The following is a 23,529-nucleotide window of genomic DNA, read 5'->3' as shown; positions in this document are numbered from 1 at the left end:
ATTCTGTTGCTGAAGATTTATTGACGGAAAATCACAAGACCTCCGCCGCCGTCCGCAACATAGACCCGACCATTGGCGATCGCAGTTCCCGTTGCTTCGCCGACTGTCTGCTGATGTTCCATCAAAACCGGATTGGCGGGGTCACTCCAGTCAAGTTTGGCAACACCTGCTTCTCCGTAAGCCACGTAGAACAGCAATCTTGGCTCGTCCAGTGTGTACCAATGACCGTCGCCGTCGATCAGAAGCTTATCAGCAGAGAAGTACTGCGGCGTCATATACAGTGCCTCTGGATCGGAGTCCTCCAAACCTGGCTCGGCCTGCAGCCGATACTGGGCTACAGCCTCAGGACGGTAGTCCGCACCACCGCCTCCCGGTGCGAATACTCTGTCTGGCTCGACACCGTCGGGCAGGGGTGCAAGCAGATCGCCAATGCTGTAAGCCAGCAGTCCGAAGCCGCCATAGCTGAAGTAGGCGTGGTCGCCGATCACGTCCACGTCTACGCTGCGGCTGTCCGCCTTGCCGATGTGCACTGTGCCGTCCAGCTCCTCCTCAATCTTGATGGGCTGGAAGATCTTGACCAATTCCATGCCCGGGGCAATGCCGTTTACCAGTAGATCCGTCATATCGACAACCGCGATGCCTGAATGGCCGGCGGCCACGAAAGCATAGATCTTGTCGTCTTCGGGATTGGTCCAGAGTTCTACACCCGAGGTTCGACCCAACAACGGTTTGCCGGTCGCTGAGCCCAGGTTGGCGATGACATGATCGCCAGTACCATCGTCCGGGTTCATGGTCATGTCGTAGACGGTCAGTCCATTGCTGCCATCAGCAACCACAGCGTAGTTGTTATGGAAGTCCACGTCATAGGCGTGGTCTTGCCGACTGATGTCGCCGTAGGAACCGCTTGCCAGGTTATGCTCGTAAAAATCAGAAGGTTGCGGTGTCAGCAGCAACGGTGTTCCTGGCAAACCCTGACCTGACTCGGCGCCACTGACATCCACGCGCCGCAAACCGAGGCTCTGGGACATGACATAGGCCATGCTTTCTTCGCCACCCAGGATCACGTTATAGGCGTGGGGTGTCGGATAGACGGTCGAACCATCGGGGTTGTCCACTTCATATTCATCGACAACCGTGTTGGCCACCACGTGCGGCTCGTCGAGGGCATTGCCATCGGCGTCGGCAATCTGCCACACGCTCATGCCATGAGGACCATCGGCCATATAAAGGTATTGTTGTGTCGCAGCGACACCCTGGGTATGGCCAACCGCCAAGGGAGAGGTTGGTGCTCCATCGGCATCAGCATAGGTTTCATTCGTGCTGGCGAAATAGGCCGGGACGGTAAACTTGGTGCTCATGTCCGCCTCACCGGTGGTCAGGTCGCCCAGATCCATGAAGTTGAGACCACCGGCGCCGGTCGCCTGGACCACATCAACGGCGCCTGTTGTGTCGCTGACTGTGGGCATCAGGAACAGAGCATTGCCATGGCCACTGACTTCGCCGGTCACCAGGAGGCTTGGAGCCTCGTACATCCAGATAGGCAGGGACTCGTTGTCATCCGGATCCCAGGCACCCATGTCGTAGGAGGTCACGAACTCGTAGTCGGGCCAATGCAGAAGCGGGTTGTCGTCATTATCGAAAGGCGCGCCCTGCTGTTGCCAGTTGCCGGGTGTCTGAGCACCGTCAATGGCGACGAGGCCCGCGAAATGGTCTGCGTAAAAGACGCGATCATTTGCGGTGTCCACTTCAATATCAATGACACCGGCTTCCTTCAACATGCCCACGCCAAAGTAGGGGAAGAGGCTCCGGGACTGTTCGCCGGTCGGCTCGTCCGGACCATGGGCGGGTACGGCCGGCGCATACCCTTCATAAGTGATATTCGCGGGATCAGTGGCATCTACGGCTACCATTCCTGCAAGGCCGTAGGCCAGGTAGACAATGGTCTGGTCACTGCCACCCCCGTCGTAGGTTTCAACGTCCAGCTTGTTGGCCTTGTAGTAGTACTTGCCGTAGCGATCGAAATCCGCCCAGGGAGTTGGCGCGTCTACACCACCGTGCCACACCTCCTGGATTTCGAAGGATGCCTGGTTGTAGTTCGGCATGCCGGTGTCTGGGTCTATGTGGGTAACCGGATCAAGAACCTCGGTGGCTACGTCCATGTCGAGGAACCAGTCTTCCGTGACGCCTGTATCCGTGTACAGATTGTAGTATCCGACCCGATCGAGGGTTGCTGGATCGTATACTCCCAGGCCGAGGAAGCCGATTGCGGCGTACAGTTTGCCATCGTCGTGGAGCTGGAGGTCTGCGGGAGCGCCCCAGGGGTGCTCTCCGGAGTACTGCAGGGTGAAGACTTCGGCATCGATCAGCAGGGTGCCATCATCCTCGGTAGCAGGCGTGGCGGTGATAACATTGGCAAGTGCCGTCCGATGGATGCCGTAACTCTCGTCGGCGATCCACAGGTCGGTGCCGTCGGTTTCCAGCGACTTGATGAATCCGTGGCCCTCGATGACAACGTCTGGCACCAGATCACCACCACCCTCGGCGAAGATGATGCCGTCTTGGTAATAATTCACCGGCGTAGTGTGCAACACCTGCATGGCCGCCGGATCGGTAATATCCACTACCGCAATACCGGACTCGCGAACCGCCGCCAATGCATAGGTGCGGCCCTCATAGGCCACCACGAGAATATCTTGTATGAAGTTGTCCAGTTCGATTTCATTCACCGCACCGGCGGTGGTCTGAACCGGTGTCATCGCCAGACGGTTGGCCATGTTGTAAACGGCCCAGTCAGAATCGCCCATTTCGGCCCGGGCGACCGCTGTTGTAGCGCCGCCGATCTGGATCGCTTTTTCGCTCAGAAACGCCTCAATGATGGCCTCACCCTCAGGCGCGCCCAGTGACGCATCATTGTCGCTGCTGTTGCAGCCGACCAATGTCGATAGCGCTCCGATAATCAGGGCACCCGTGATAGGTGAGCGCGTTAGTTTCATACCCATAGCTTGACTCTCCATTGCGTTTTCGGCCATTGACTGCAAGTGGCTCTCTTTTAGCTCGTGGGCAGGCAAAATAGTCGGCTTGGCGTTTGACCAAAAAATGCACAGCCCATGGTGGCAATGTAGATCCAGATGGCGATTACGTGTATTGACGTACCTCAAATCTGTGACCTATGTTCGAGGCTTTGCGAGAGGCAGGCCAATGACGGTTAAATCCATCTTAATGATTGTAGTGGCCGGAATTCTTGTTCTGGCTGGTTGTGATTCTGAGAACCATGAGCATTCGACCGACGCAGAGGGCGCTGTCACCGATGCATCAGGCTCGACGGTCGCAGATGTTTCACTGGTGCTTACCTCCGCTGAGCTCGACTGGGTGGGCCAACAGGTTTTCCGGAACGAGTGTGCTGGCCGCTTAAAGTGCCTGGTTCATTGGAATGAGGGAGAGGCGTTTCCGTCGCTCGGAATTGGTCACTTCATCTGGTATCCAAAGGGCGTGGAGGGCAGGTTTACTGAAAGCTTTCCGGCCCTGATGGAATACATGGAGCAACGGCAAGTCAGCATTCCCGAATGGTTGCGAGCCCTGGAGCCTTTTGATGCGCCCTGGAACAAAAAAGCGGACTTTCTGGCTGTAAATGATTCGCCCCGGTTGGCGGAATTGCGGGAGTTTCTGGCAGGTACCCAGGGGATTCAGGCTGAATTTATATTCCGCCGCGCGAGGCAATCGCTCACAAGGATTGTTGAGGCAGCTCCGGATGATAGACAGTCAGACGTTGCCGCCAGGCTGAAAGCTCTGAGCCAGACCCCCGGCGGCGTCTACGCCATCATTGACTATGTGAATTTCAAGGGTGAGGGGCTCTCGCCCACGGAACGTTACAACGATCAAGGCTGGGGCCTGCTGCAGGTGCTTTTGGAGATGTCAGGCTCACCTGACCAGACTGCCCTTCAGCAATTTCGGGAGGCGGCCGCCACGGTCCTTACTCGCCGGGCTGAAAGCGCAAACGACCCGATCGAACGAGAGCGTTGGCTGCCAGGATGGTTGAAGCGCCTCAAGACCTATGAAGAGCCCCCTGTCTTTAAGATTTCCGAATAATTTTGCATAAAAACTAGTTCATTTCCCGAACTTTGTTCTACTTTTAAAAGGCGTGGCCTTTGGTCTGCCTTTTTTTGGCGCATTGGGCTGGAGCAGGGGCGCTAAATCGGTGCACGAAACGGCGCCACCTCGTTCCAGATTCGCCTGAAACGTGCCGGTGATTGATAAAAACAATATAAATCATCGGTTTACGGTGAGTGGCTTGCAAATTGCTGAGCAGACTCGTCGCGATAAAACCAACTGATGTTCGGAGAAAAGACAATGAGAAAGACGAAATCGATTGCCCTGGGGATTGCTCTGGCCGTAGGTACGTTCTCGGCTTCCGGTGCCATGGCAGCCACAACTCTGGAGAACGTCAAGGAGAAGGGCCACCTCCAGTGTGGCGTGACCAGTGGTTTGCCTGGTTTCTCTCAGCCTGATGAAAAAGGTAACTGGACCGGTATCGATGTGGACACCTGTCGTGCGGTAGCCGCGGCGATCTTCGGTGACGCAAAGGCGGTTGAGTTTACTCCGCTGACCGCGAAGGAGCGTTTCACCGCCCTGCAGTCTGGCGAAATCGACATGCTCTCCCGCAACACCACCTGGACGCTGACTCGGGATGCCTCTCTGGGCCTGAACTTTGCCGGCGTAAACTATTACGATGGTCAGGGCTTCCTGATCAACAAGGGTATTGGTGTGGACGACGCCACCCAATTGGATGGAGCGACCATCTGTATCCAAGCCGGTACCACCACCGAGCTTAACGCGTCTGACTACTTCCGCGCCAAGGGCATGGACTTCAAGCCGATCGTATTCGACACCTCAGAGCAAACCGTTCAGGGTTTTGCTGCGGGGCGTTGCGACGTGCTGACTTCCGACCGTTCGCAGCTGGCGGCACTGCGTTCCAAGCTTGCTGATCCGAGTTCCGCGAAGATTCTGCCGAACACCATCTCCAAGGAGCCGCTGGGCCCGGTTGTTCGTCAGGGTGACGATCAGTGGTTCAATATCGTCAAGTGGGTACTCTCTGTGCAGATCAACGCTGAGGAGCTGGGTGTGACCAGCGCCAACGCCGACGCCATGCTGAAGTCCGACAACCCCAATATTCAGCGTCTGTTGGGTACAGACGGCGACATGGGTGCCAAGCTTGGACTGCCGGATGACTTCGGTTACCAGGCGATCAAGCTGGTCGGTAACTACGGCGAGATGTATGACCGTAACGTTGGTCCGGATACCCCGCTCGGACTGGATCGCGGCATCAATGCGCTGTGGACCGATGGCGGTGTTCTGTATGCTCCGCCGGTTCGCTAAGACCTGAAAGCCTGCGGAGAGGTCTCCTGAAGGGAGGCCTCTCCGTTATCTCTGATGCTGTAAACCACAGGGAAGCTCTTCAGGACAATCCATGAAAAAACAAACAATTGATACCCGACCTGCAGGGCCAAAGCCCTGGAACGACCCCCGGGTCCGCTCACTTTTCTTTCAGGCGATTGCCATTGCCTTCGTTTTCTGGGGAGGCTGGGTACTCGTCGACAACACGCTCTCCAATATGGAAAGCCGTGGTATCAGCACCGGTTTCGGTTTCCTGAATGAGACCGCCGGGTTCGGCATCATCATGAATCTGGTGCCTTACGATGCCACCATGTCCTATGGCCGAACGTTCTGGGTCGGTCTGACAAATACACTGCTTGTTTCCGCGATGGGCGTCGTCGCCGCCACCATTCTCGGATTCATCATCGGTGTTGCGCGGCTCTCGAGTAACTGGCTGGTCGCCAAAATGGCACTGGTTTACATCGAGGTCATTCGCAACATTCCGCTGCTTTTGCAGATTTTCTTCTGGTACTTCGCCGTTCTCAGCAATCTGCCGTCGCCGCGACAGAGTGTTGATGTTGGTGGCGCCCTGTTTCTCAACAATCGCGGTCTGTATCTGCCCGAGCCCCTGACCCAAGAGGGCTTTGGCATTGTTTGGGGCGGTATCCTGCTCGCTATTGCCGCAGTTGTTGGTATCCGGATCTGGGCCAAAAAGCGGCAGTTGGCGACGGGCCAGATTTTTCCGACATTCAAGGTTGGAGTCGCCATCCTGGTTGTTGTACCGCTGGTTTCCTATCTGGTTGCCGGAAGCCCCATAGAATGGGATATCCCGGCCCTCAAAGGGTTCAACTTTGGTGGGGGGATCACTATTATCCCCGAGCTGGCAGCCCTGTGGATTGCGTTGTCGCTATACACGGCCAGCTTTATCGCTGAAATTGTTCGCTCCGGTATTCTCTCCGTCAGCAAAGGCCAGACCGAGGCTTCCAAGGCACTTGGACTCCCCAATGGTCTGACCCTGAGGCTGGTGGTGATACCTCAGGCCATGCGGGTCATCATCCCACCGCTGACCAGTCAGTACCTCAACCTGGTAAAAAACTCGTCGCTTGCAACCGCAATCGGTTACCCGGATCTGGTTGCCGTCTTCATGGGCACCACGCTGAACCAGACGGGGCAGGCCGTTGAGGTTGTCGCGATAACCATGGCGGTGTATCTCACCATCAGTCTGCTGATCTCGCTGTTCATGAATATCTACAACCGGGCTGTGGCCATTAAGGAGCGATGATGACCGAGTCAACCATGAAAGCACCCAAGAAGGCGCTCAGGCCGGTCAAGTGGATGCGGGAGAACCTGTTCTCCGGCTGGTTCAACACAGCGTTGACGCTGGCCGTGGCTTATCTGCTTGTGACCAGTGTGGGGCCTTTACTCAACTGGTTTTTCCTCGACGCCAACTTTGTTGGCAGTGACGCGAGTGACTGCACTGGCGCCGGTGCCTGCTGGCTGTTTATCAGTCAGCGGCTGAACTTCTTTATCTACGGGTTTTACCCGGATGAGCTGCAGTGGCGCGTGGATACAATGTTCCTGCTGTTGGCCGTTGCCTTTGTTCCCCAGTTCGTAGAGCGATTCCCTGGCCGTAAATGGCTCGGGCTTTTCGGAATTTTTGGCCTGCCTGTTGTGGGTTATTTCCTGATTCCGGGGGGCACCTTCGGGCTCGAAGAAGTGCAGAGTTCAAAATGGGGCGGTTTAATGCTGACCCTGATCCTGGCTTATATCGGGATCATAGCCTCCTTGCCAATTGGCATTCTGTTGGCACTGGGCCGGCGCTCAGACATGCCCATCATTCGGGGAATCTGTGTGGTCTTTATCGAGGTATGGCGTGCGGTACCGTTGATTACGGTCCTGTTCATGGCCTCGGTGATGCTGCCGCTGTTCCTTCCGGAGGGTGTGAATTTTGAAAAGCTGGCCAGGGCGCTGATCGGTATTACGTTGTGGCAGTCTGCTTACATGGCGGAAGTGATCCGCGGTGGTTTGCAGGCGATTCCCCGGGGGCAGTATGAAGCCGCCGATGCGCTGGGATTGGGTTATTGGCGCAAAATGGGGCTCGTGATCCTGCCTCAGGCTCTGAAAATGGTTATTCCGGGCATTGTTAACACCTTCATTTCCCTGTTCAAGGACACCACGCTGGTACTGATCATTGGCCTGTTCGATATCCTCGGCACGGTCCAGTCCACGGTTACCGATCCAGCCTGGCAAAATGTTGCCATCGAGGGCTATGTATTTGTGGCGTTCTGTTTCTGGGTCTTCTGCTTTGGCATCTCCAGATACAGTCAGAACCTTGAACGAAAACTCGATACCGGTCATAAGACCTGATGGGTAACTCTATGACAGACCAAACTCTAACTTCTGAAACGCAGACCCCACCGAAGGACCAGTCGGATAAAAAGCCCGGGATTATCCGGGTTGAGGGAATGCACAAGTGGTACGGGGATTTTCATGTCCTCAAGGATCTCAATCTGACCGTTGATCAGGGTGAGAGAATTGTTATCTGTGGGCCGTCCGGCTCCGGAAAATCCACCTTCATCCGTTGCATCAACCGGCTGGAGGAGCATCAGCAGGGCAAGATCATCGTCGATGATGTGGAACTGACTGACGATGTCCGGCAGATCGATACGGTTCGGCGGGAAGTTGGCATGGTGTTTCAGCACTTCAACCTGTTCCCGCACCTGACGGTTCTCGAGAACTGCTGCCTGTCGCCCATCTGGGTGCGCAAAACGCCCCGAAAGGAAGCGGAAGCATCGGCGATGGAGTATCTGGAGCGGGTCAAGATTCCGGACCAGGCCAACAAGTTTCCGGGGCAGTTATCTGGTGGTCAGCAACAGCGCGTGGCTATTGCCAGGGCTTTGTGCATGAAGCCCAAGATTATGCTGTTCGATGAGCCAACCTCGGCACTGGATCCAGAGATGATAAAAGAGGTGCTGGATGTCATGATTGAGCTGGCGGGCAGTGGCATGACCATGATGTGTGTTACCCATGAAATGGGCTTCGCCAAGACGGTGGCGGATCGGGTGATCTTTATGGATGGTGGCGAAATCGTGGAGCAGGCGCCACCCCATGAGTTCTTCACAAACCCACAGGAAGCCAGGACTCAGAAGTTCCTCCAGCAAATACTGGCGCACTGAAACCAAGGCTAAAAAAGCCGGGCATTTGCCCGGCTTTTTTACAACGGCTGCTTGTTCAGCTCGGGCTCTTCGCCCGGCTTCGCCTCCAGCCACCAGACATTCTTGTCCCAGTCCCCCAGAACAATGCGCTTTGCCGGTGACCCATTGGCAGTCAGGTCATGCACCGCGGGGCGATGGGTGTGGCCATGAATCATTCGCTGGACACCGTGTGTTTCCATGTCCCTGACCACTTCCTCGGGCGTTACGTCCATAATGAACTCCTCCTTGCCCTGATTTTTCGCCATGCTGATCTCCCGAAGCTGGCGGGCCATCTGCTGGCGGTCTTTCAGGGGGCGCTGGAGTATCATCTGCTGCCATTGCGGGTTGCGCATATTGGCCCGGAACTTCTGGTATTCCACATCGGCGGTGCAGAGGCTGTCGCCATGCATCAGCAGTGTAGGGGTACCGTGCAGATCAATCACCGTCGGGTCGTCCAGCAGCGTCGCGCCGGCCCGGTCGCAGAAGTCCTGGCCGATCAGAAAGTCCCGGTTGCCGTGCATCAGAAAAATCTCGGTGCCGCTGTCCCGCAGTTTGCGAAGGGCGGCAGCAACCTGCTCCTGAAGCGGCGTGCGTTCGTCATCGCCGATCCAGGCCTCGAAGAAATCGCCGAGGATATAGAGTTGATCAACGCCGCGGGCTTTCTCGTCGAGAAATCTCAGAAATGCCTCTGTGATATCCGGCCGGGATTCCTCGAGGTGAAGGTCCGAAATAAACAGCGTGGTCACGCGTCCTCCAGAACCTCGGCCTTCTCGATGACCACGTCATCGGCAGGCACATCCTGATGGCCTCCGCGCATGGTGGTGCGCACTGCTCGGATCGCGTTGACTGTGTCCATGCCCTCTACCACTTTGCCGAACACGCAGTAACCCCAGCCTTCCGCGTTCTTGGCGGTGTGGTCCAGGAAGCCGTTGTTTTCAACGTTGATAAAGAACTGCGCGGTAGCAGAATGCGGGTCCATGGTGCGCGCCATGGCAATTGTCCCCTGCATGTTGCTCAGACCGTTATCGGCTTCGTTCTGGATGGAATCCCGGGTTTTGCGCGGTGTCATGCCTGGCTCGAACCCGCCGCCCTGAACCATGAAATTGCTGATCACACGGTGAAAAATGAGGCCATCGTAAAAACCGTCGCGAACGTACTGTTCAAAGTTTTTCGCGGTTTCCGGTGCCTTGTCGTAGTCCAGTTCCAGCTTGATGTCACCGTAGTTGGTTGTCAGCAGAATCATCAGGTTTTCCTGTTCAGAAATGTTAGGTACGTTACAGGCCCCATTGTACTCAAGACTTTCCCGCTATGCATGAGTCCGGCAAGGATTTGTGAGTATAATACGCGGTTTAAGATTCACTCCCCTTTTAACAGAGATTGTATGAGCGCCGAGTCGAAGAAAGCCCACAACTTTATCCAGAGCCTGATCGAAGACGCCATCGCCAACGGAGAGCATACCGGCAAGGTGGTAACCCGATTCCCGCCGGAGCCCAACGGCTACCTGCATATTGGTCATGCCAAATCGATCTGCCTGAACTTTGGCATCGCCGAAACCTTTTCCGGCGACTGTAACCTTCGGTTTGACGACACCAACCCGGAAAAGGAAAACCAGGAATACATCGATGCCATCAAGCAGGATGTGGAATGGCTCGGTTACGAGTGGGCCGGGGACGTGCGCTACGCATCAGATTATTTTGATGCCCTGTACGAATTTGCCGAGGAGCTGATTACCCGGGACAAGGCCTACGTCTGCGCCCTGACGGCCGATGAAATGGCCGAATACCGCGGCAGCCTGAAAGAGCCCGGCAGAAACAGCCCCTATCGGGACCGGCCGGTCGAGGAGAGCCTGCAGCTGTTCCGTGATATGAGGGACGGCAAGTATCAGAATGGTGAGCTGGTGCTGCGGGCCAAGATCGATATGGCCTCGCCGAACATCAATATGCGGGATCCGATTCTCTATCGCATCCGTTATGCAGAACACCACCAGACCGGCAACAAGTGGTGCATCTACCCGATGTACGACTTCACTCATCCGATTTCAGACGCCATGGAGGGAATAACCCATTCCTTGTGCACGCTGGAGTTCGAGGATCACCGGCCGCTGTATGACTGGGTGCTGGATAACATCTCCGGTCCGTGCCATCCGCGCCAGATCGAGTTTGCCCGGCTGAACCTGAACTACACCATCACCTCGAAGCGTAAGCTCAAGCGACTGGTGGACGAGGGTGTGGTTGATGGCTGGAACGATCCGCGGATGCCGACCATTTCCGGCATGCGCCGGCGCGGCTACACGCCGGAATCGATCCGCACCTTCTGCGACATGATTGGCGTGAACAAGGCCGGCGGGACTGTGGATGTGGGCATGCTGGAGCACGCCATTCGGGAAGATCTCAACACCCGCGCGCCGCGGGCCATGTGTGTGATGCGCCCGCTGAAAGTCACGCTGACCAATTACCCGGCGGACCAAAGCGAAACGCTCAGCTTGCCAGTGCATCCGCAAAATCCGGATATGGGTGAGCGGGAAGTACCCTGGACCCAGACTCTGTACATCGATCGGGACGATTTTGAAGTGGAGCCGCCGCGCAAATGGAAGCGGCTGGCGCCGGATCAGGCGGTACGCCTGCGTGGTGGCTATGTCATGACCTGCCGGGAAGTGGTCCGGGATGATAGCGGTGAGATCGTCGAGCTCAAGTGCGAGTATGATCCCAAGACTTTGGGCGTCAATCCCGAAGGCTACAAGCCCAATGGCGTGATTCACTGGGTTTCGGCCACCGATAGCGTGGAGGCGGACATTAATCTTTACGACCGCCTGTTCAACCACGAGTCGCCGGACAGTGACAAGGACGGTGATCTGATGGATCACCTGAACCCGGAATCGCTGGTGGTTCTGAAAGGTGCGCGGGTCGAAAAGAGCTTGGCGTCCCCCCGTACGGATCTTCCCTATCAGTTCGAGAGGGAAGGCTACTTCTTCTGTGATCCGGCTCATACCGAGGCCGCTGGCCGCCCGGTATTCAACCGCACAGTAACGCTCAGGGATTCCTGGGGTAAGGGGGGCAAGTGATCCGCATTTACAACACGCTTACCCAGCAGAAGGAAGAGTTTCGGCCGATTGAGCCGGGCAAGGTCCGGATGTATGTCTGCGGTATGACAGTTTACGACTTTTGCCACCTTGGGCATGCCCGGGTATTGGTCGCCTTTGATGTGATCACCCGTTACCTGCGCCATCGTGGTTACGAAGTGAACTACGTTCGCAATATCACGGACATAGACGACAAGATCCTGCGTCGTGCGGATGAAAACGGTGAGCCTTATAACGAGCTCACCGACCGGATGATCAAGGCGATGCACGAGGACGAAGCCCGTCTTGGTGTGTTGTCGCCGGATGAAGAGCCCCGGGCGACGGCGTATATCGACGAAATCATCGCGATGATCCACAAGCTGATTGCCAGCGGCCACGCCTATGCGGCAGATAACGGCGATGTCTATTTTGCCGTTGATTCCTTCGACGACTACGGCAAACTCAGCAAGAAAAAGCTGGAGGATCTGCTGGCGGGCGCGAGGGTGGATGTTCAGGAAGCCAAACGGAGCCCGGCGGATTTCGCATTGTGGAAAGCGGCAAAGGCAGGGGAGGTTAGCTGGCCCTCGCCCTGGGGCGATGGGCGTCCCGGCTGGCATATCGAGTGTTCGGCCATGTCCACCTGCTGTCTGGGCGACACCTTTGATATCCACGGTGGTGGTCCGGATCTGTTGTTCCCGCATCATGAGAACGAGATCGCTCAGTCCGAATGTGCAACCGGCCACACCTTCGTGAACACCTGGATGCATGCGGGTGCCATCCGGGTAAACAAGGAGAAAATGTCCAAATCCCTGGGCAATTTCTTCACGATCCGTGAAATCATGGAAAAGTACCCGGCGGAAGTGGTCCGTTACTTCCTGGTTTCCAGCCACTACCGGAGTCAGGTGGACTACTCCGAAGAAAATCTGGCCGAGGCTGGCCGCACACTGACCCGGCTGTATCATGCCCTGAGGGGAATAGTGCCTGCCAAGGCCGGCGATGTGCCGGAATCCGGGCATGACGAGCGATTTGCCGAGGCAATGGATGATGACTTCAACACCGCTGGGGCCATTGCAGTCCTGCACGCTGTTGCCAATGAGATCAATCAGCATCGCCGCGATGGTCGTGAAGACGACGCCAAGCAAGCTGCGGCGATTCTGGTGAGGCTCGGTGCTGTTCTGGGTCTGCTGCAGCAGGACCCCGAGGCGTTCTTCCAGGCGGACACGGGTGGTGAGCTCAGCGCCGAAGACATTGAAGCGCTGATCCAGGCCCGGGCTGATGCCCGCAAGGCGAAGAATTTTGCCGAGGCCGACCGAGTCCGCGACGAGCTCCTCGAAAAAGGTATCATTCTGGACGATTCCCGAGAGGGGACAACCTGGCGTAAAGCCTGAATTTCCGGGAGCTGCTGGTTGGTCAGACCAGTTTTGCGCGTGCAGGAATGATCTTGTAAGGATTTTCCCTTACAATGCGGCGCTCAAATTAGAATGCCCCCTCAAGATGAAGGGGGAGTCGGGAAACGTAACCCACTGAGGCAGACAACGATGACAGAACGCGTACAAGTCGGCGGCATTCAGGTCGCAAAGAATCTGTATGATTTCGTGAACAACGAAGCGATCCCGGGCACCGGAATCGATGCCGATAAATTCTGGGCAGAATTTGACAAGATCGTGAACGAGCTGGCGCCACGCAACCGTGAGCTGCTGGCCAAGCGTGATGTTATCCAGGAAAAAATGGATAGCTGGAATCGGGACCATAAGGGCCAGAAGCTCGATATGGCCGAGTACAAGTCTTTCCTGAAAGACATCGGTTACCTCGTTGACGAGCCTTCCGAGTTCAAGATCTCCACCTCGAATGTCGATCCGGAAGTGGCAACCATGGCCGGCCCGCAGCTTGTGGTTCCGATCATGAATGCCCGCTTTGCCCTCAATGCGGCGAACGCGCGCTGGGGTAGCCTGTACGATGCCCTGTACGGTACCGATGCCATTTCAGAGGAAAACGGCGCTGATAAAGGGCGTGGTTATAACCCGGTGCGCGGTGCCAAGGTCATCGAGTGGGCCCGCAATCTCCTCGACAGCTCAGCGCCGCTGGCGTCTGGCAGTCACAAAGACGCCGCCAAATATGTGGTTGAAGGTGGCAAGCTGGTCGTCAAATTGCAGAACGGCGAGTCCACTGGCCTGAAAGACGAGGCCGGCTTTGTTGGCTACACCGGTGCCGCGGATGCGCCTACCGGCGTGCTGCTGGTCAAGAACGGCATGCACTTCGAGATCCAGATTGACGCCAGTCACCCGATTGGCAAAGACGACGGCGCCAACGTCAAAGACGTACTGATGGAGTCTGCGCTGACCACCATCATGGACTGCGAAGATTCGGTAGCCGCCGTAGACGCCGACGACAAGGCGCTGGCTTACCGTAACTGGCTGGGCCTGATGAAGGGCGACCTGCAGGAAACCTTCGAAAAGGGTGGCGAGCAGCTGACCCGCAAGATGAACGCTGACCGCACCTACACCGCGGCAGACGGCAGCGAGCTCAGCCTGAAGGGGCGCAGCCTGATGTTCATCCGTAACGTCGGGCACCTGATGACCAATCCGGCTATCCTGCTGAAAGACGGCAATGAAGTTCCGGAAGGTCTGATGGATGGTCTGATCACTTCGCTGATTGCCATTCACGACATGAAGGGCAGTGGCAACTTCCAGAACAGCACCAAAGGCTCCATGTACATCGTGAAGCCGAAGATGCACGGCCCGGAAGAGGTTGCTTTCACCAACGAATTCTTCGGCCGTGTTGAAGATGCCCTTGGCATGCCGCGCTTCACTCTGAAAGTCGGCATCATGGACGAGGAGCGCCGCACCACGGTTAACCTGAAGTCCTGCATTCACGCCGCCAAAGAGCGCGCTGTGTTTATCAACACCGGCTTCCTGGATCGCACCGGTGATGAGATCCACACCTCGATGGAGCTGGGTCCGTTCATCCGCAAGGGTGCGATGAAGCAGGCGACCTGGATCAATGCCTACGAGCAGTGGAACGTGGACATTGGCCTGGAAACCGGTTTCCGTGGCGTTGCCCAGATCGGTAAGGGCATGTGGGCCATGCCTGATCTGATGGCCGGCATGCTGGAAGCGAAAATCGGCCATCCGAAGGCCGGCGCCAACACCGCGTGGGTTCCGTCTCCCACAGCGGCCACACTGCACGCCACGCATTACCACCAGGTAAGTGTGGCTGATGTCCAGAAGCAGCTGGAAAGCCGCACCCGCGCAGCCCTGGAGGACATCCTGACGGTACCGGTCATGGACGATCCGGCTTCCTTGAGCGCTGAAGACATCCAGCAGGAGCTGGACAACAACGCCCAGGGTATCCTCGGTTACGTTGTTCGCTGGATCGACCAGGGTGTTGGCTGTTCCAAGGTGCCCGACATCAACGATGTGGGTCTGATGGAAGACCGCGCGACTCTGCGCATCGCCTCCCAGCTACTAGCGAACTGGCTGCATCATGGTATCTGCTCGGAAGAGCAGATCATGGAAACCATGAAGCGCATGGCTGCGGTGGTCGACAAGCAGAACGCTGGTGATTCGGCCTACCGCCCGATGGCCGGGAATTTCGATGACAGCGTCGCCTTCCAGGCAGCGCTGGATCTGGTTCTCAAGGGTCGCGAGCAGCCGAACGGCTACACCGAGCCGCTGCTGCACGCCTACCGTCTGAAGGCGAAAGCCAAGTACGGGCAGTAAGCGCTGCGCATAAAAAACCCCGCTTCGGCGGGGTTTTTTGTGGCTTGTTGGATTAGGCGAAGCCGTAATCCAACAGAAGTCGAATTCAGTCCTTGTGCAGCACGTCAGCGGCGTACAGGGTATTCTGCAGCAGGGTAGCGATGGTCATTGGTCCCACACCGCCGGGAACCGGCGTGATGTAGGCGGCGCGTTCAGAAGCGGCAGTGAAATCCACATCGCCGTGCAGTTTCCCGTCTTCCATCCGGTTGATGCCGACGTCGATCACGGTTGCTCCGGTTTTTACCCAGTCTCCCTTGATCAGGCCAGGCTTGCCGACAGCCGCTACCAGGATATCGGCTTCCCGAACAAACTTCTCCAGATCCGGTGTGAAGCGATGACACACGGTTGTCGTGGCACCTTTCAAGAGCAGTTCCATGCTCATCGGGCGGCCGACAATGTTAGACGCGCCCACGATCACGGCGTGCTGGCCCTTGTAAGGGGTTTTGATGCTGTCCAGCAGGGTGATGATACCGGCCGGTGTGCAGGGGCGCAGGGTGGGTTTGCGCTGCATCAGACGACCGATGTTGTAGGGGTGGAACCCATCAACGTCCTTGTCCGGGCGAATCTTGACCAGAATCGGGTCTGCATCCAGATGAGCGGGCAGCGGTAGTTGTACCAGTATTCCGTCCACAGTGGGGTTTTCATTCAGCTCATCGATCAGCGCTTCCAGGGCTTCCTGGGAAGTGTCTTCCGGCAGATCGTATGAGAGTGAGAGGATTCCTGCCTGGTCGCAGGCCTTGCGTTTGTTGCCTACGTACACATGGGATGCGGGATCGTTGCCGACCAGCACCACGGCCAGTCCGGGAACGCGCAGTCCCTGCTGTGTGCGTGCTTCTACCCCGGCGGCGACCTGCTGTCTTACTTCTGCGGCAATTTCTTTTCCGTTGATCAGTTTGGCGGTCATGTCTCGTCTTGTCGGTTGGGCATCGGTAAATTGAAGGACGGGCATTGTCTCATGCTTCCATCGGAACTCCAATTGGACGGTTAGCTGGCGGGGCTTGGAGGAACTTTCGGCAAGGTACTTTGTCACTGAAGAAGCTGTTGTTTCAGGGAATTTGGAAATCCGTGTTGACGGAACCCTCCGGCGCCGGTAATATGCGCGCCAACTTTGCTGAAGCACTTGTTGTTCAGTTCAGACGGGGTATAGCGCAGTCTGGTAGCGCGCCTGCTTTGGGAGCAGGATGTCGGGAGTTCGAATCTCTCTACCCCGACCATTTTCTGAATGTTCAGGTGGGCGAACGGTCAAGCGCCCGTAGCTCAGCTGGATAGAGCACCCGCCTTCTAAGCGGGTGGTCGCAGGTTCGAGTCCTGCCGGGCGCGCCATCAAGTCGTTGGCTTGGTCCGCGCCGGAGCGACCGTAACCAGCAAAGTTGATGTTATGAAAATACCGAAAGGTATGTCCTGATGTGGTGGACGTAGCTCAGTTGGTAGAGCTCAGGATTGTGACTCCTGCGGTCGAGGGTTCGATCCCCTTCGTCCACCCCACTTTCCCCTTTGTTTTGATTCGCGACTCTGTTGAATTTCAGGGCGGCGTCAGCCTGCGATATTTCGTGAACAAGCATGGGAATCGGTAAAGCTGGATGTTGAGTCTGTTCAGCGAGACGTTTAGAATCCCGGTTAAAAGCCTCGGTGGTGGAATTGGTAGACACGATAGGTTTAGGTCCTGTTGCCGCAAGGCGTGGGGGTTCAAGTCCCTCCCGAGGTACCAATACGAAAACCCTCTCAGTATCCCTGAGAGGGTTTTTTTGTGGCTAATGGAAGGGTCCGAGAGCATGCCTTGGGGCATTGAGGGTTTCCGCCCCTTTCTTTTTTGATTTTAGTCCCCATCTCTTTTTTCGGATGATAAAGCGGTGTGATAAGAATCCAACGATGCCGTCTGTAGCTGGTGATTCTCTCGGCGGGTCAAACCGTGATAAACTACCGCCTTTTAATTTTCGGTCCTTTTGCGGGAGTTCGCCCGGAAACGGACTTTTATTTTAAATTCATTCACATACTGAACCTGTAATTTGAGGATCTTCCATGCAAGTGTCTGTTGAAACGACCTCCAACATCGAGCGTCGCATGACGATTGGTGTGCCCGCCCAAGAAATCGACCAGGCGGTCCAGAAACGCCTGCAGGAAACCGCGCGTACCGTGCGCCTTAACGGTTTCCGTCCGGGTAAGGTGCCCATGAGCGTGGTCAAGCGTCGTTTCGGTGACAGCGTCCGTCAGGAAATTGTCGGCGAGGTTATGCGCGACAACTACATCAAGGCACTGCAGGAACAGGATATCAATCCGGCAGGTTGGCCGAAGTTTGAGCCTAAGACCATGGAAGAGGGCAAGGATCTCGAATTCGTCGCCATCTTCGAGGTACTGCCAGAAATCGAGCTGGGCGATCTGAGCAAGATCTCTGTTGAAAAGCTGACCTCCGACATTACCGATAAAGACGTCGACAACATGATCGACAACCTGCGTCGTCAGCAGGCCACCATGAAAGAAGTCAAGCGCAAGTCCAAGAACAAGGACGTGTTGACCATTGATTTCAAGGGCTTTATCGACGGCGAGGAGTTTGAGGGCGGAGCCGCTGAAGAGCACCGTTTGACCCTGGGTTCCGGTCAGATGATTCCTGGCTTCGAGAAGGCAATCGTTGGTGGTAAGGCCGGCGAGGACATGGAGATTGAGGTTACCTTCCCGGAGGATTACCACAACGAGGACCTGGCAGGGAAGCCGGCCAAGTTCGAGATCAAGATTCACAAGGTTGAAGAGCCCCAGCTGCCCGAGCTCGACACCGAATTCTTCAAGAAATTCGGTATCGATGCCGAAGACGAAGCGACCTTCCGTGAAGAAGTTAAAAAGAACATGGAGCGTGAGCTGAAGCAGGCGGTTTCCAACAAGGTCAAGAACGACGTTGTTGACGGACTGCTGGAAACCACCGAGCTGGATATTCCTGCTGCTCTGGTTGACCAGGAAATCGATCGCCTGCGCCAGGATGCCGTTCAGCGTTTCGGTGGCCAGGTTGATTTCCAGCAGCTGCCGAAAGAAATTTTCCAGGAGCAGGCTGAGCGTCGCGTGAAGACCGGCCTGCTGTTCCAGGAAGTGGTCAAGAAGAACGACCTGAAGGCAGACCCGGAGAAGGTGGACGAAAAGATCCAGGAAATCGCGTCTACGTATGAACAGCCTGAAGAAGTTGTTGCGCACTTCAACAGCAACCCGGAGCAGAAGTCCCAGATTGAGTCTTCAGTTTTGGAAGACGCCGTTGTTGACCATGTGCTGGAACAGGCCAAGGTCAAAGAGAAAAAGGTCAAGTACGAAGAGGCCGTTCAGGCCGGTCAGCCCCAGCGCTGATTTTGCCCGGGATCGGGTTAAAGGCCGGTCCCGAAGGCCGACCCAGAGAACAGCCGGCATGCCCGGCTGTTTTCATCTGGGGCCGCTGCTGGCAAAGTATGGGGTGCAACATTATTGAAACTGCCGTGGCGCGAGTCCACGACCCATTGTCCATAAGGAGTTCAGGCGCATCATGACGCAGAAACCAATCGATGGTCCCGCAATGGTTACCAATTCCGGACTGGTACCGATTGTTATCGAGCAGACAGCTCGCGGCGAACGGTCGTTCGACATTTATTCCCGTCTGCTCAAAGAGCGGGTGATCTTCATGGTGGGCCCGGTCGAGGACCACATGGCGAACCTCATCGTGGCCCAGCTCCTGTTCCTGGAGTCTGAAAATCCGGACAAGGATATTCACTTGTACATCAACAGCCCGGGTGGCTCGGTAACGGCAGGCATGTCCATCTACGACACCATGCAGTTCATCAAGCCGGACGTTGCGACCTTGTGTGTAGGCCAGGCGGCCAGCATGGGAGCCTTCCTGCTTGCTGGTGGTGCTGCCGGTAAGCGGGCGTGTCTGCCGAACTCCCGCGTGATGATTCATCAGCCGCTGGGTGGTTACCAGGGGCAGGCAACGGATATCGAGATTCACACCCGTGAAATTCTGAAGATCCGGCACACCCTGAATTCCATCCTGGCCCACCACACTGGTCAGGATCTGGAGACGATCGCCAAGGATACGGACCGTGACAACTTCATGGATCCGGCTCAGGCGAAAGAGTATGGGCTGATTGATTCAATACTTGATAAGCGCGTACCGAATAAATAATACTGGAAGTAATCGCATCATACTTGGCCGGCGTATCAGGCAGTGACGCCGGCAAAACGAGATCAGAGGTATTTCAATGGCAGATGAAAGAAACGGCAGAGGCGACGATAATGGCAAGTTGCTCTACTGCTCGTTTTGTGGAAAGAGCCAGCATGAAGTCCGAAAGCTCATTGCAGGGCCCTCGGTGTTCATCTGCGACGAGTGCGTCGACCTGTGCAACGACATTATCCGGGAAGAAATCCAGGAGAATGCGCAGGAAGAGCCGAGTGATCGCCTTCCTACACCGGCCGAGATCCGCATCACTCTCGATGAATACGTCATTGGCCAGGATCGCGCCAAGGTGGTGCTGTCGGTTGCGGTCTACAACCACTACAAGCGTCTTCGGTACGGTGAAGGCAAGGGTGATGTTGAGCTCGGCAAGAGTAACATCCTGCTGATCGGCCCCACCGGCAGCGGTAAAACGCTGCTCGCAGAGACCCTCGCGCGCATGCTGAACGTGCCCTTTACCATTGCGGACGCCACCACGCTGACCGAAGCCGGTTACGTGGGCGAGGATGTAGAGAACATCATCCAGAAGCTGCTTCAGAAGTGCGATTACGATGTCGACAAGGCCCAGCGGGGCATCGTCTACATAGATGAAATTGACAAGATTTCGCGCAAGTCTGACAACCCCTCCATTACCCGGGACGTTTCCGGCGAGGGTGTTCAGCAGGCATTGCTGAAACTGATTGAAGGTACCGTTGCCTCGGTCCCGCCACAAGGTGGCCGAAAGCATCCGCAGCAGGAGTTCCTGCAGGTTGATACCGGCAATATGCTGTTTATCTGCGGTGGTGCGTTTGCCGGTCTGGATAAGGTGATTCGCGAGCGTACGGAAAAGAACAGTATTGGTTTCTCTGCTTCTGTGGCCAGCCAGGACGACGCCAAGAACACGGGTGATGTCATCAAGGACGTAGAGACCGAAGACCTGGTCAAATACGGTCTGATCCCGGAGTTCGTGGGTCGTTTGCCGGTAGTGGCAACCCTCAACGAGCTGGATGAGGAAGCGTTGGTGCAGATCCTGACCGAGCCCAAGAACTCTCTCACCAAGCAGTATCAGAAACTGTTTGATATGGAAGGGGTCGAGCTCGATTTCCGGGAAGACGCACTGCGGGCAGTTGCCCGTAAGGCCATGGAGCGCAAGACTGGCGCCCGTGGTTTGCGCTCCATTATGGAGGCGACGCTGCTGGACACTATGTATCAGATTCCTTCTGAGCATGACGTGACCAAAGTTGTGATCGACGAGAGCGTGATCAGTGGGGATTCCGAGCCCTTCAAGATCTACGCGAGCAGCGATCACGCCAAGGCTGTGCCCGAGGATTGAACCCGGTTCAACGGCTGAAATGAAAAGGGGCGGCGACGCCCCTTTTCGCGTTTTGTATCCCGATATTCCTGCCCTGTTTCGTTTGGTAAAAATATTGCAATTTTTGCGGGCGCCCCAATGAAGGGTGATATGCTGAAGTAAATACCGTCAGAGGATTCCCAATGACCCGTATACCCGAAAATGCCGTGCAAGAATACCCGCTGCTCCCGCTGCGTGACGTAGTGGTGTTTCCGCACATGGTGGTCCCGCTGTTCGTGGGCCGTGAAAAATCCATTCAGGCTCTGGAAGCCGCAATGGAAGGAAGCAAGGAAATCCTCCTGGTTGCCCAGAAAGACGCTTCCACTGATGAGCCGGGCCCCCAGGACGTATTCGAGATGGGCACTCTGGCCACGGTCCTGCAAATGCTTCGCTTGCCCGATGGCACCGTAAAAGTGCTGGTTGAAGGTAACGCCCGAGCAACCATAAGCGACATTGCCGAGGGTGAGTACCTGTCCGGTGGTGCTGTCCTCATGGATGAAGAAGGTCTGCCTGAGCGCGAGCAGGAGGTTCTGGTAAAAACCTTGATGGATGAGTTTGAGAAGTACGTGAAGCTCTCCAAGAAGGTCCCCTCAGAGGTTTCCAATGCGCTTACCGGCATTGAGGAACTTGAACGCCTGGCCGATACCATGGCCGCGCATCTGGAAATGCGCATTCCTGAAAAGCAGGAACTCCTTGAAGCACTGGATATCCGCAAGCGCGTGGACCTGCTGCTGGGCAAGCTGGATGGTGAAATCGACCTGATCGAGGTTGAGAAACGCATTCGTGGCCGCGTGAAGAAGCAGATGGAGCGCAGTCAGCGCGAGTACTATCTTAACGAACAGATGAAGGCTATCCAGAAGGAAATGGGTAACCTGGGTGAAGGCAATAACGACTTCGAGGAGCTTGAGCAGAAGCTGGAAGAAGCGGGTCTGCCGGAAGAAGCCCGGAAGAAGACAGAAACGGAACTGAACAAGCTCAAGATGATGTCTCCGATGTCAGCGGAGGCGACCGTAGTGCGTGGCTACATTGACTGGATGCTTGCCATTCCCTGGAAGAAACGCAGCCGCGTCCGTCACGACATTGAGAAAGCCCGTGAAATCCTCGACAGGGATCATTACGGCCTGGATGAGGTCAAGAAACGCATTCTGGAGTACCTCGCGGTTCAGAGCCGTGTGAAGAAGGTCAAAGGTCCTGTGCTCTGCCTGGTTGGCCCTCCCGGTGTTGGTAAAACATCGCTCGGACAGTCCATCGCCCGTGCTACCAACCGGAAATACACCCGCATGGCTTTGGGTGGCGTGCGTGATGAAGCTGAAATCCGCGGTCACCGCAAAACCTACATCGGTGCGCTGCCAGGCAAGCTTCTGCAGAAGCTGTCCAAGGTAGGCGTGAAAAACCCGCTGTTCCTCTTTGACGAAATCGACAAGATGGGAATGGATCACCGTGGCGATCCGGCCTCAGCCCTGCTTGAGGTTCTGGATCCGGAGCAGAATCACACGTTCAACGATCATTACCTGGAGGTGGATTACGATCTCTCCGATGTGATGTTCGTGTGCACCTCCAACTCCATGGACATTCCGCCGGCGCTGCTGGACCGGATGGAAATCATCCGGATTCCCGGGTACACCGAGGACGAGAAGGTCAACATTGCCCTGCGGTATTTGTTGCCCAAGCAGATCAAGGCAAACGGGCTGCGCAAGGACGAGTTGAAGCTGCCGGAAGATACCCTCCGGGATCTTATCCGCTACTACACTCGTGAAGCCGGTGTTCGTGGCCTGGAACGCGAGATCGCCAAGATCTGCCGCAAGGTGGTACGCGACCATGTGGAGAGCGGCGAGAAGGCCTCTGTGACCCTCGCGCAGGACATGCTTGAGGACTACTCGGGGGTCAAGAAGTTCAAGTACGGCCTGGCCGAGGAAAAGAATGAGATTGGCCAGGTGACGGGCCTGGCTTGGACGCAGGTCGGCGGCGAACTTTTGCACATTGAATGCGCGCTCACACCGGGCAAGGGCCGGGTGGTCAAGACTGGTTCGCTGGGTGACGTCATGCAGGAGTCCATCCAGACAGCGTTGACGGTGGTACGCAGCCGCGCACCCGGTCTGGGTATTGCGGATGATTTCCACGAAAAGCACGATCTGCACGTCCACGTACCGGAGGGTGCAACACCGAAAGATGGGCCGAGTGCTGGTATCGGCATGTGTACAGCGCTGGTTTCTTCACTGACCAAGATTCCGGTTCGCGCCGACGTCGCAATGACCGGCGAGATTACCCTGCGTGGGCGTGTGCTGGCCATTGGCGGGTTGAAGGAAAAGCTCCTGGCAGCGCATCGTGGTGGCATCAAGACGGTGATTATTCCGGATGAGAATGTCAGGGATCTCAAGGAGATACCCGAAAATATCAAGGAATCGCTGGAGATTTGCCCGGTCAAGTGGATTGACGAAGTCCTGGATATTGCACTGGCTTATCCGCCCGAGCCCAGGGCCGACGATTCAGCCCCGGAAACCGGGTCAGGCAAGCCGCGTGATGAAGAAGGTGACGCGTCAGAACGCATAAATACACATTAAAGCCTTGATGAGTTGTTGACATGCCAGAGAGCCCATTGGTATAACTGTTTCGCCGTGAAGCAGCCAATACCAAGGGCT

The 23,529-nt window shown here is 56.3% G+C and carries 16 protein-coding genes and 4 tRNA genes; 16 read left to right on the top strand and 4 right to left on the bottom strand.

The window, feature by feature from the left end:
- Positions 1-17 precede the first annotated feature (17 nt).
- Entirely contained in the window at positions 18-2,999 is a 2,982-nt protein-coding gene (locus FMN52_RS04030; RefSeq protein WP_162525021.1) for a hypothetical protein, read from the bottom strand.
- A gap of 199 nt (positions 3,000-3,198) precedes the next feature.
- On the opposite strand from FMN52_RS04030, the gene FMN52_RS04025 reads away from it, so the two are divergent.
- From FMN52_RS04025 to FMN52_RS04005, 5 genes are all read left to right on the top strand, one after another.
- Positions 3,199-4,086 (top strand): hypothetical protein, encoded by an 888-nt coding sequence (locus FMN52_RS04025; protein ID WP_148607408.1) that lies wholly within the window; start codon positions 3,199-3,201, stop codon positions 4,084-4,086.
- Positions 4,087-4,347: 261 nt separating this feature from the next.
- Positions 4,348-5,373, top strand: a complete 1,026-nt coding sequence (locus tag FMN52_RS04020) for an amino acid ABC transporter substrate-binding protein (protein WP_148607407.1) — start codon at positions 4,348-4,350, stop codon at positions 5,371-5,373.
- 91 nt (positions 5,374-5,464) lie between these two features.
- Entirely contained in the window at positions 5,465-6,652 is a 1,188-nt protein-coding gene (locus FMN52_RS04015; RefSeq protein WP_148607406.1) for an amino acid ABC transporter permease, read from the top strand.
- Positions 6,652-7,737 (top strand): amino acid ABC transporter permease, encoded by a 1,086-nt coding sequence (locus FMN52_RS04010; protein ID WP_148607405.1) that lies wholly within the window; start codon positions 6,652-6,654, stop codon positions 7,735-7,737. The genes FMN52_RS04015 and FMN52_RS04010 overlap by 1 nt, the downstream gene beginning before the upstream one ends.
- Positions 7,738-7,835: 98 nt before the next feature.
- A complete protein-coding gene (locus FMN52_RS04005) occupies positions 7,836-8,546 on the top strand; it encodes an amino acid ABC transporter ATP-binding protein (RefSeq protein ID WP_148607466.1) in 711 nt (236 codons plus the stop codon).
- Positions 8,547-8,584: 38 nt separating this feature from the next.
- Here FMN52_RS04005 and FMN52_RS04000 read toward each other — a convergent pair whose 3' ends face one another.
- Both FMN52_RS04000 and FMN52_RS03995 read right to left on the bottom strand, forming a co-directional pair.
- The gene (locus tag FMN52_RS04000) at positions 8,585-9,310 is read right to left on the bottom strand and encodes a UDP-2,3-diacylglucosamine diphosphatase (protein WP_148607404.1); all 726 of its coding nucleotides are present in this window, start codon (positions 9,308-9,310) and stop codon (positions 8,585-8,587) included.
- Positions 9,307-9,807: a peptidylprolyl isomerase gene (locus tag FMN52_RS03995; RefSeq protein ID WP_148607403.1), complete on the bottom strand. Its 501-nt coding sequence runs from the start codon at positions 9,805-9,807 to the stop codon at positions 9,307-9,309. Before FMN52_RS03995 ends, FMN52_RS04000 begins: the two co-directional genes overlap by 4 nt.
- A gap of 138 nt (positions 9,808-9,945) precedes the next feature.
- Between FMN52_RS03995 and FMN52_RS03990 the strand changes: the two genes are divergently transcribed.
- The 3 genes from FMN52_RS03990 (at position 9,946) to FMN52_RS03980 (ending at position 15,341) form a co-directional block, all read left to right on the top strand.
- Positions 9,946-11,625 carry a glutamine--tRNA ligase/YqeY domain fusion protein gene (locus tag FMN52_RS03990; protein WP_148607402.1) on the top strand — a complete coding sequence of 560 codons (1,680 nt, stop codon included), beginning with the start codon at positions 9,946-9,948 and terminating at the stop codon, positions 11,623-11,625.
- On the top strand, positions 11,622-13,010 hold the full coding sequence (cysS, locus tag FMN52_RS03985) for a cysteine--tRNA ligase (protein WP_148607401.1): 1,389 nt from the start codon (positions 11,622-11,624) through the stop codon (positions 13,008-13,010). Before FMN52_RS03990 ends, cysS begins: the two co-directional genes overlap by 4 nt.
- 150 nt (positions 13,011-13,160) lie before the next feature.
- Entirely contained in the window at positions 13,161-15,341 is a 2,181-nt protein-coding gene (locus tag FMN52_RS03980) for a malate synthase G (RefSeq protein ID WP_148607400.1), read from the top strand.
- Positions 15,342-15,426: 85 nt separating this feature from the next.
- On the opposite strand, the gene folD is transcribed toward FMN52_RS03980, so the two are convergent.
- Positions 15,427-16,284 (bottom strand): bifunctional methylenetetrahydrofolate dehydrogenase/methenyltetrahydrofolate cyclohydrolase FolD, encoded by an 858-nt coding sequence (gene folD / locus FMN52_RS03975; protein ID WP_148607399.1) that lies wholly within the window; start codon positions 16,282-16,284, stop codon positions 15,427-15,429.
- A gap of 233 nt (positions 16,285-16,517) precedes the next feature.
- Here folD and FMN52_RS03970 point away from each other — a divergent pair.
- The 8 genes from FMN52_RS03970 to lon all read left to right on the top strand — a co-directional run bounded on the left by FMN52_RS03970 (position 16,518) and on the right by lon (position 23,451).
- A tRNA-Pro gene (locus FMN52_RS03970) sits at positions 16,518-16,594 on the top strand.
- Between the two features lie 32 nt (positions 16,595-16,626).
- Positions 16,627-16,703: transfer RNA gene (locus FMN52_RS03965), tRNA-Arg, on the top strand.
- 86 nt (positions 16,704-16,789) lie between these two features.
- Positions 16,790-16,865, top strand: a tRNA-His gene (locus FMN52_RS03960).
- A gap of 138 nt (positions 16,866-17,003) precedes the next feature.
- Positions 17,004-17,088, top strand: a tRNA-Leu gene (locus FMN52_RS03955).
- A 311-nt stretch (positions 17,089-17,399) separates the two neighbouring features.
- Complete coding sequence (gene tig / locus FMN52_RS03950) at positions 17,400-18,704, top strand: trigger factor (RefSeq protein ID WP_148607398.1); 1,305 nt, start codon at positions 17,400-17,402, stop codon at positions 18,702-18,704.
- A 172-nt stretch (positions 18,705-18,876) separates the two neighbouring features.
- Complete coding sequence (gene clpP, locus FMN52_RS03945; protein WP_039882061.1) at positions 18,877-19,512, top strand: ATP-dependent Clp endopeptidase proteolytic subunit ClpP; 636 nt, start codon at positions 18,877-18,879, stop codon at positions 19,510-19,512.
- A 76-nt stretch (positions 19,513-19,588) separates the two neighbouring features.
- Positions 19,589-20,872 (top strand): ATP-dependent Clp protease ATP-binding subunit ClpX, encoded by a 1,284-nt coding sequence (clpX, locus tag FMN52_RS03940; protein WP_104322847.1) that lies wholly within the window; start codon positions 19,589-19,591, stop codon positions 20,870-20,872.
- Between the two features lie 161 nt (positions 20,873-21,033).
- The gene (gene lon, locus FMN52_RS03935) at positions 21,034-23,451 is read left to right on the top strand and encodes an endopeptidase La (protein ID WP_148607397.1); all 2,418 of its coding nucleotides are present in this window, start codon (positions 21,034-21,036) and stop codon (positions 23,449-23,451) included.
- Positions 23,452-23,529 lie beyond the last annotated feature (78 nt).

This window comes from Marinobacter sp. BW6, assembly GCF_008107725.1.
Classification (GTDB): Bacteria; Pseudomonadota; Gammaproteobacteria; order Pseudomonadales; family Oleiphilaceae; genus Marinobacter.
Note: the sequence above shows the minus strand (reverse complement) of the source record. Positions and strands in the feature narration are given on the sequence as shown.

What these genes read in the sequence shown, in the direction of transcription:
- FMN52_RS03980 (WP_148607400.1), top strand. Translation starts at nt 13,161, where the DNA reads ATGACAGAACGCGTACAAGTCGGCGGCATTCAGGTCGCAAAGAATCTG.
- FMN52_RS04005 (WP_148607466.1), top strand. Translation starts at nt 7,836, where the DNA reads ATGCACAAGTGGTACGGGGATTTTCATGTCCTCAAGGATCTCAATCTG.
- FMN52_RS03995 (WP_148607403.1), bottom strand. Translation starts at nt 9,807, where the DNA reads ATGATTCTGCTGACAACCAACTACGGTGACATCAAGCTGGAACTGGAC.
- clpX (WP_104322847.1), top strand. Translation starts at nt 19,589, where the DNA reads ATGGCAGATGAAAGAAACGGCAGAGGCGACGATAATGGCAAGTTGCTC.
- FMN52_RS04015 (WP_148607406.1), top strand. Translation starts at nt 5,465, where the DNA reads ATGAAAAAACAAACAATTGATACCCGACCTGCAGGGCCAAAGCCCTGG.
- FMN52_RS04030 (WP_162525021.1), bottom strand. Translation starts at nt 2,999, where the DNA reads ATGGGTATGAAACTAACGCGCTCACCTATCACGGGTGCCCTGATTATC.
- FMN52_RS03990 (WP_148607402.1), top strand. Translation starts at nt 9,946, where the DNA reads ATGAGCGCCGAGTCGAAGAAAGCCCACAACTTTATCCAGAGCCTGATC.
- lon (WP_148607397.1), top strand. Translation starts at nt 21,034, where the DNA reads ATGACCCGTATACCCGAAAATGCCGTGCAAGAATACCCGCTGCTCCCG.
- FMN52_RS04010 (WP_148607405.1), top strand. Translation starts at nt 6,652, where the DNA reads ATGACCGAGTCAACCATGAAAGCACCCAAGAAGGCGCTCAGGCCGGTC.
- clpP (WP_039882061.1), top strand. Translation starts at nt 18,877, where the DNA reads ATGACGCAGAAACCAATCGATGGTCCCGCAATGGTTACCAATTCCGGA.
- tig (WP_148607398.1), top strand. Translation starts at nt 17,400, where the DNA reads ATGCAAGTGTCTGTTGAAACGACCTCCAACATCGAGCGTCGCATGACG.
- FMN52_RS04025 (WP_148607408.1), top strand. Translation starts at nt 3,199, where the DNA reads ATGACGGTTAAATCCATCTTAATGATTGTAGTGGCCGGAATTCTTGTT.
- folD (WP_148607399.1), bottom strand. Translation starts at nt 16,284, where the DNA reads ATGACCGCCAAACTGATCAACGGAAAAGAAATTGCCGCAGAAGTAAGA.
- FMN52_RS04020 (WP_148607407.1), top strand. Translation starts at nt 4,348, where the DNA reads ATGAGAAAGACGAAATCGATTGCCCTGGGGATTGCTCTGGCCGTAGGT.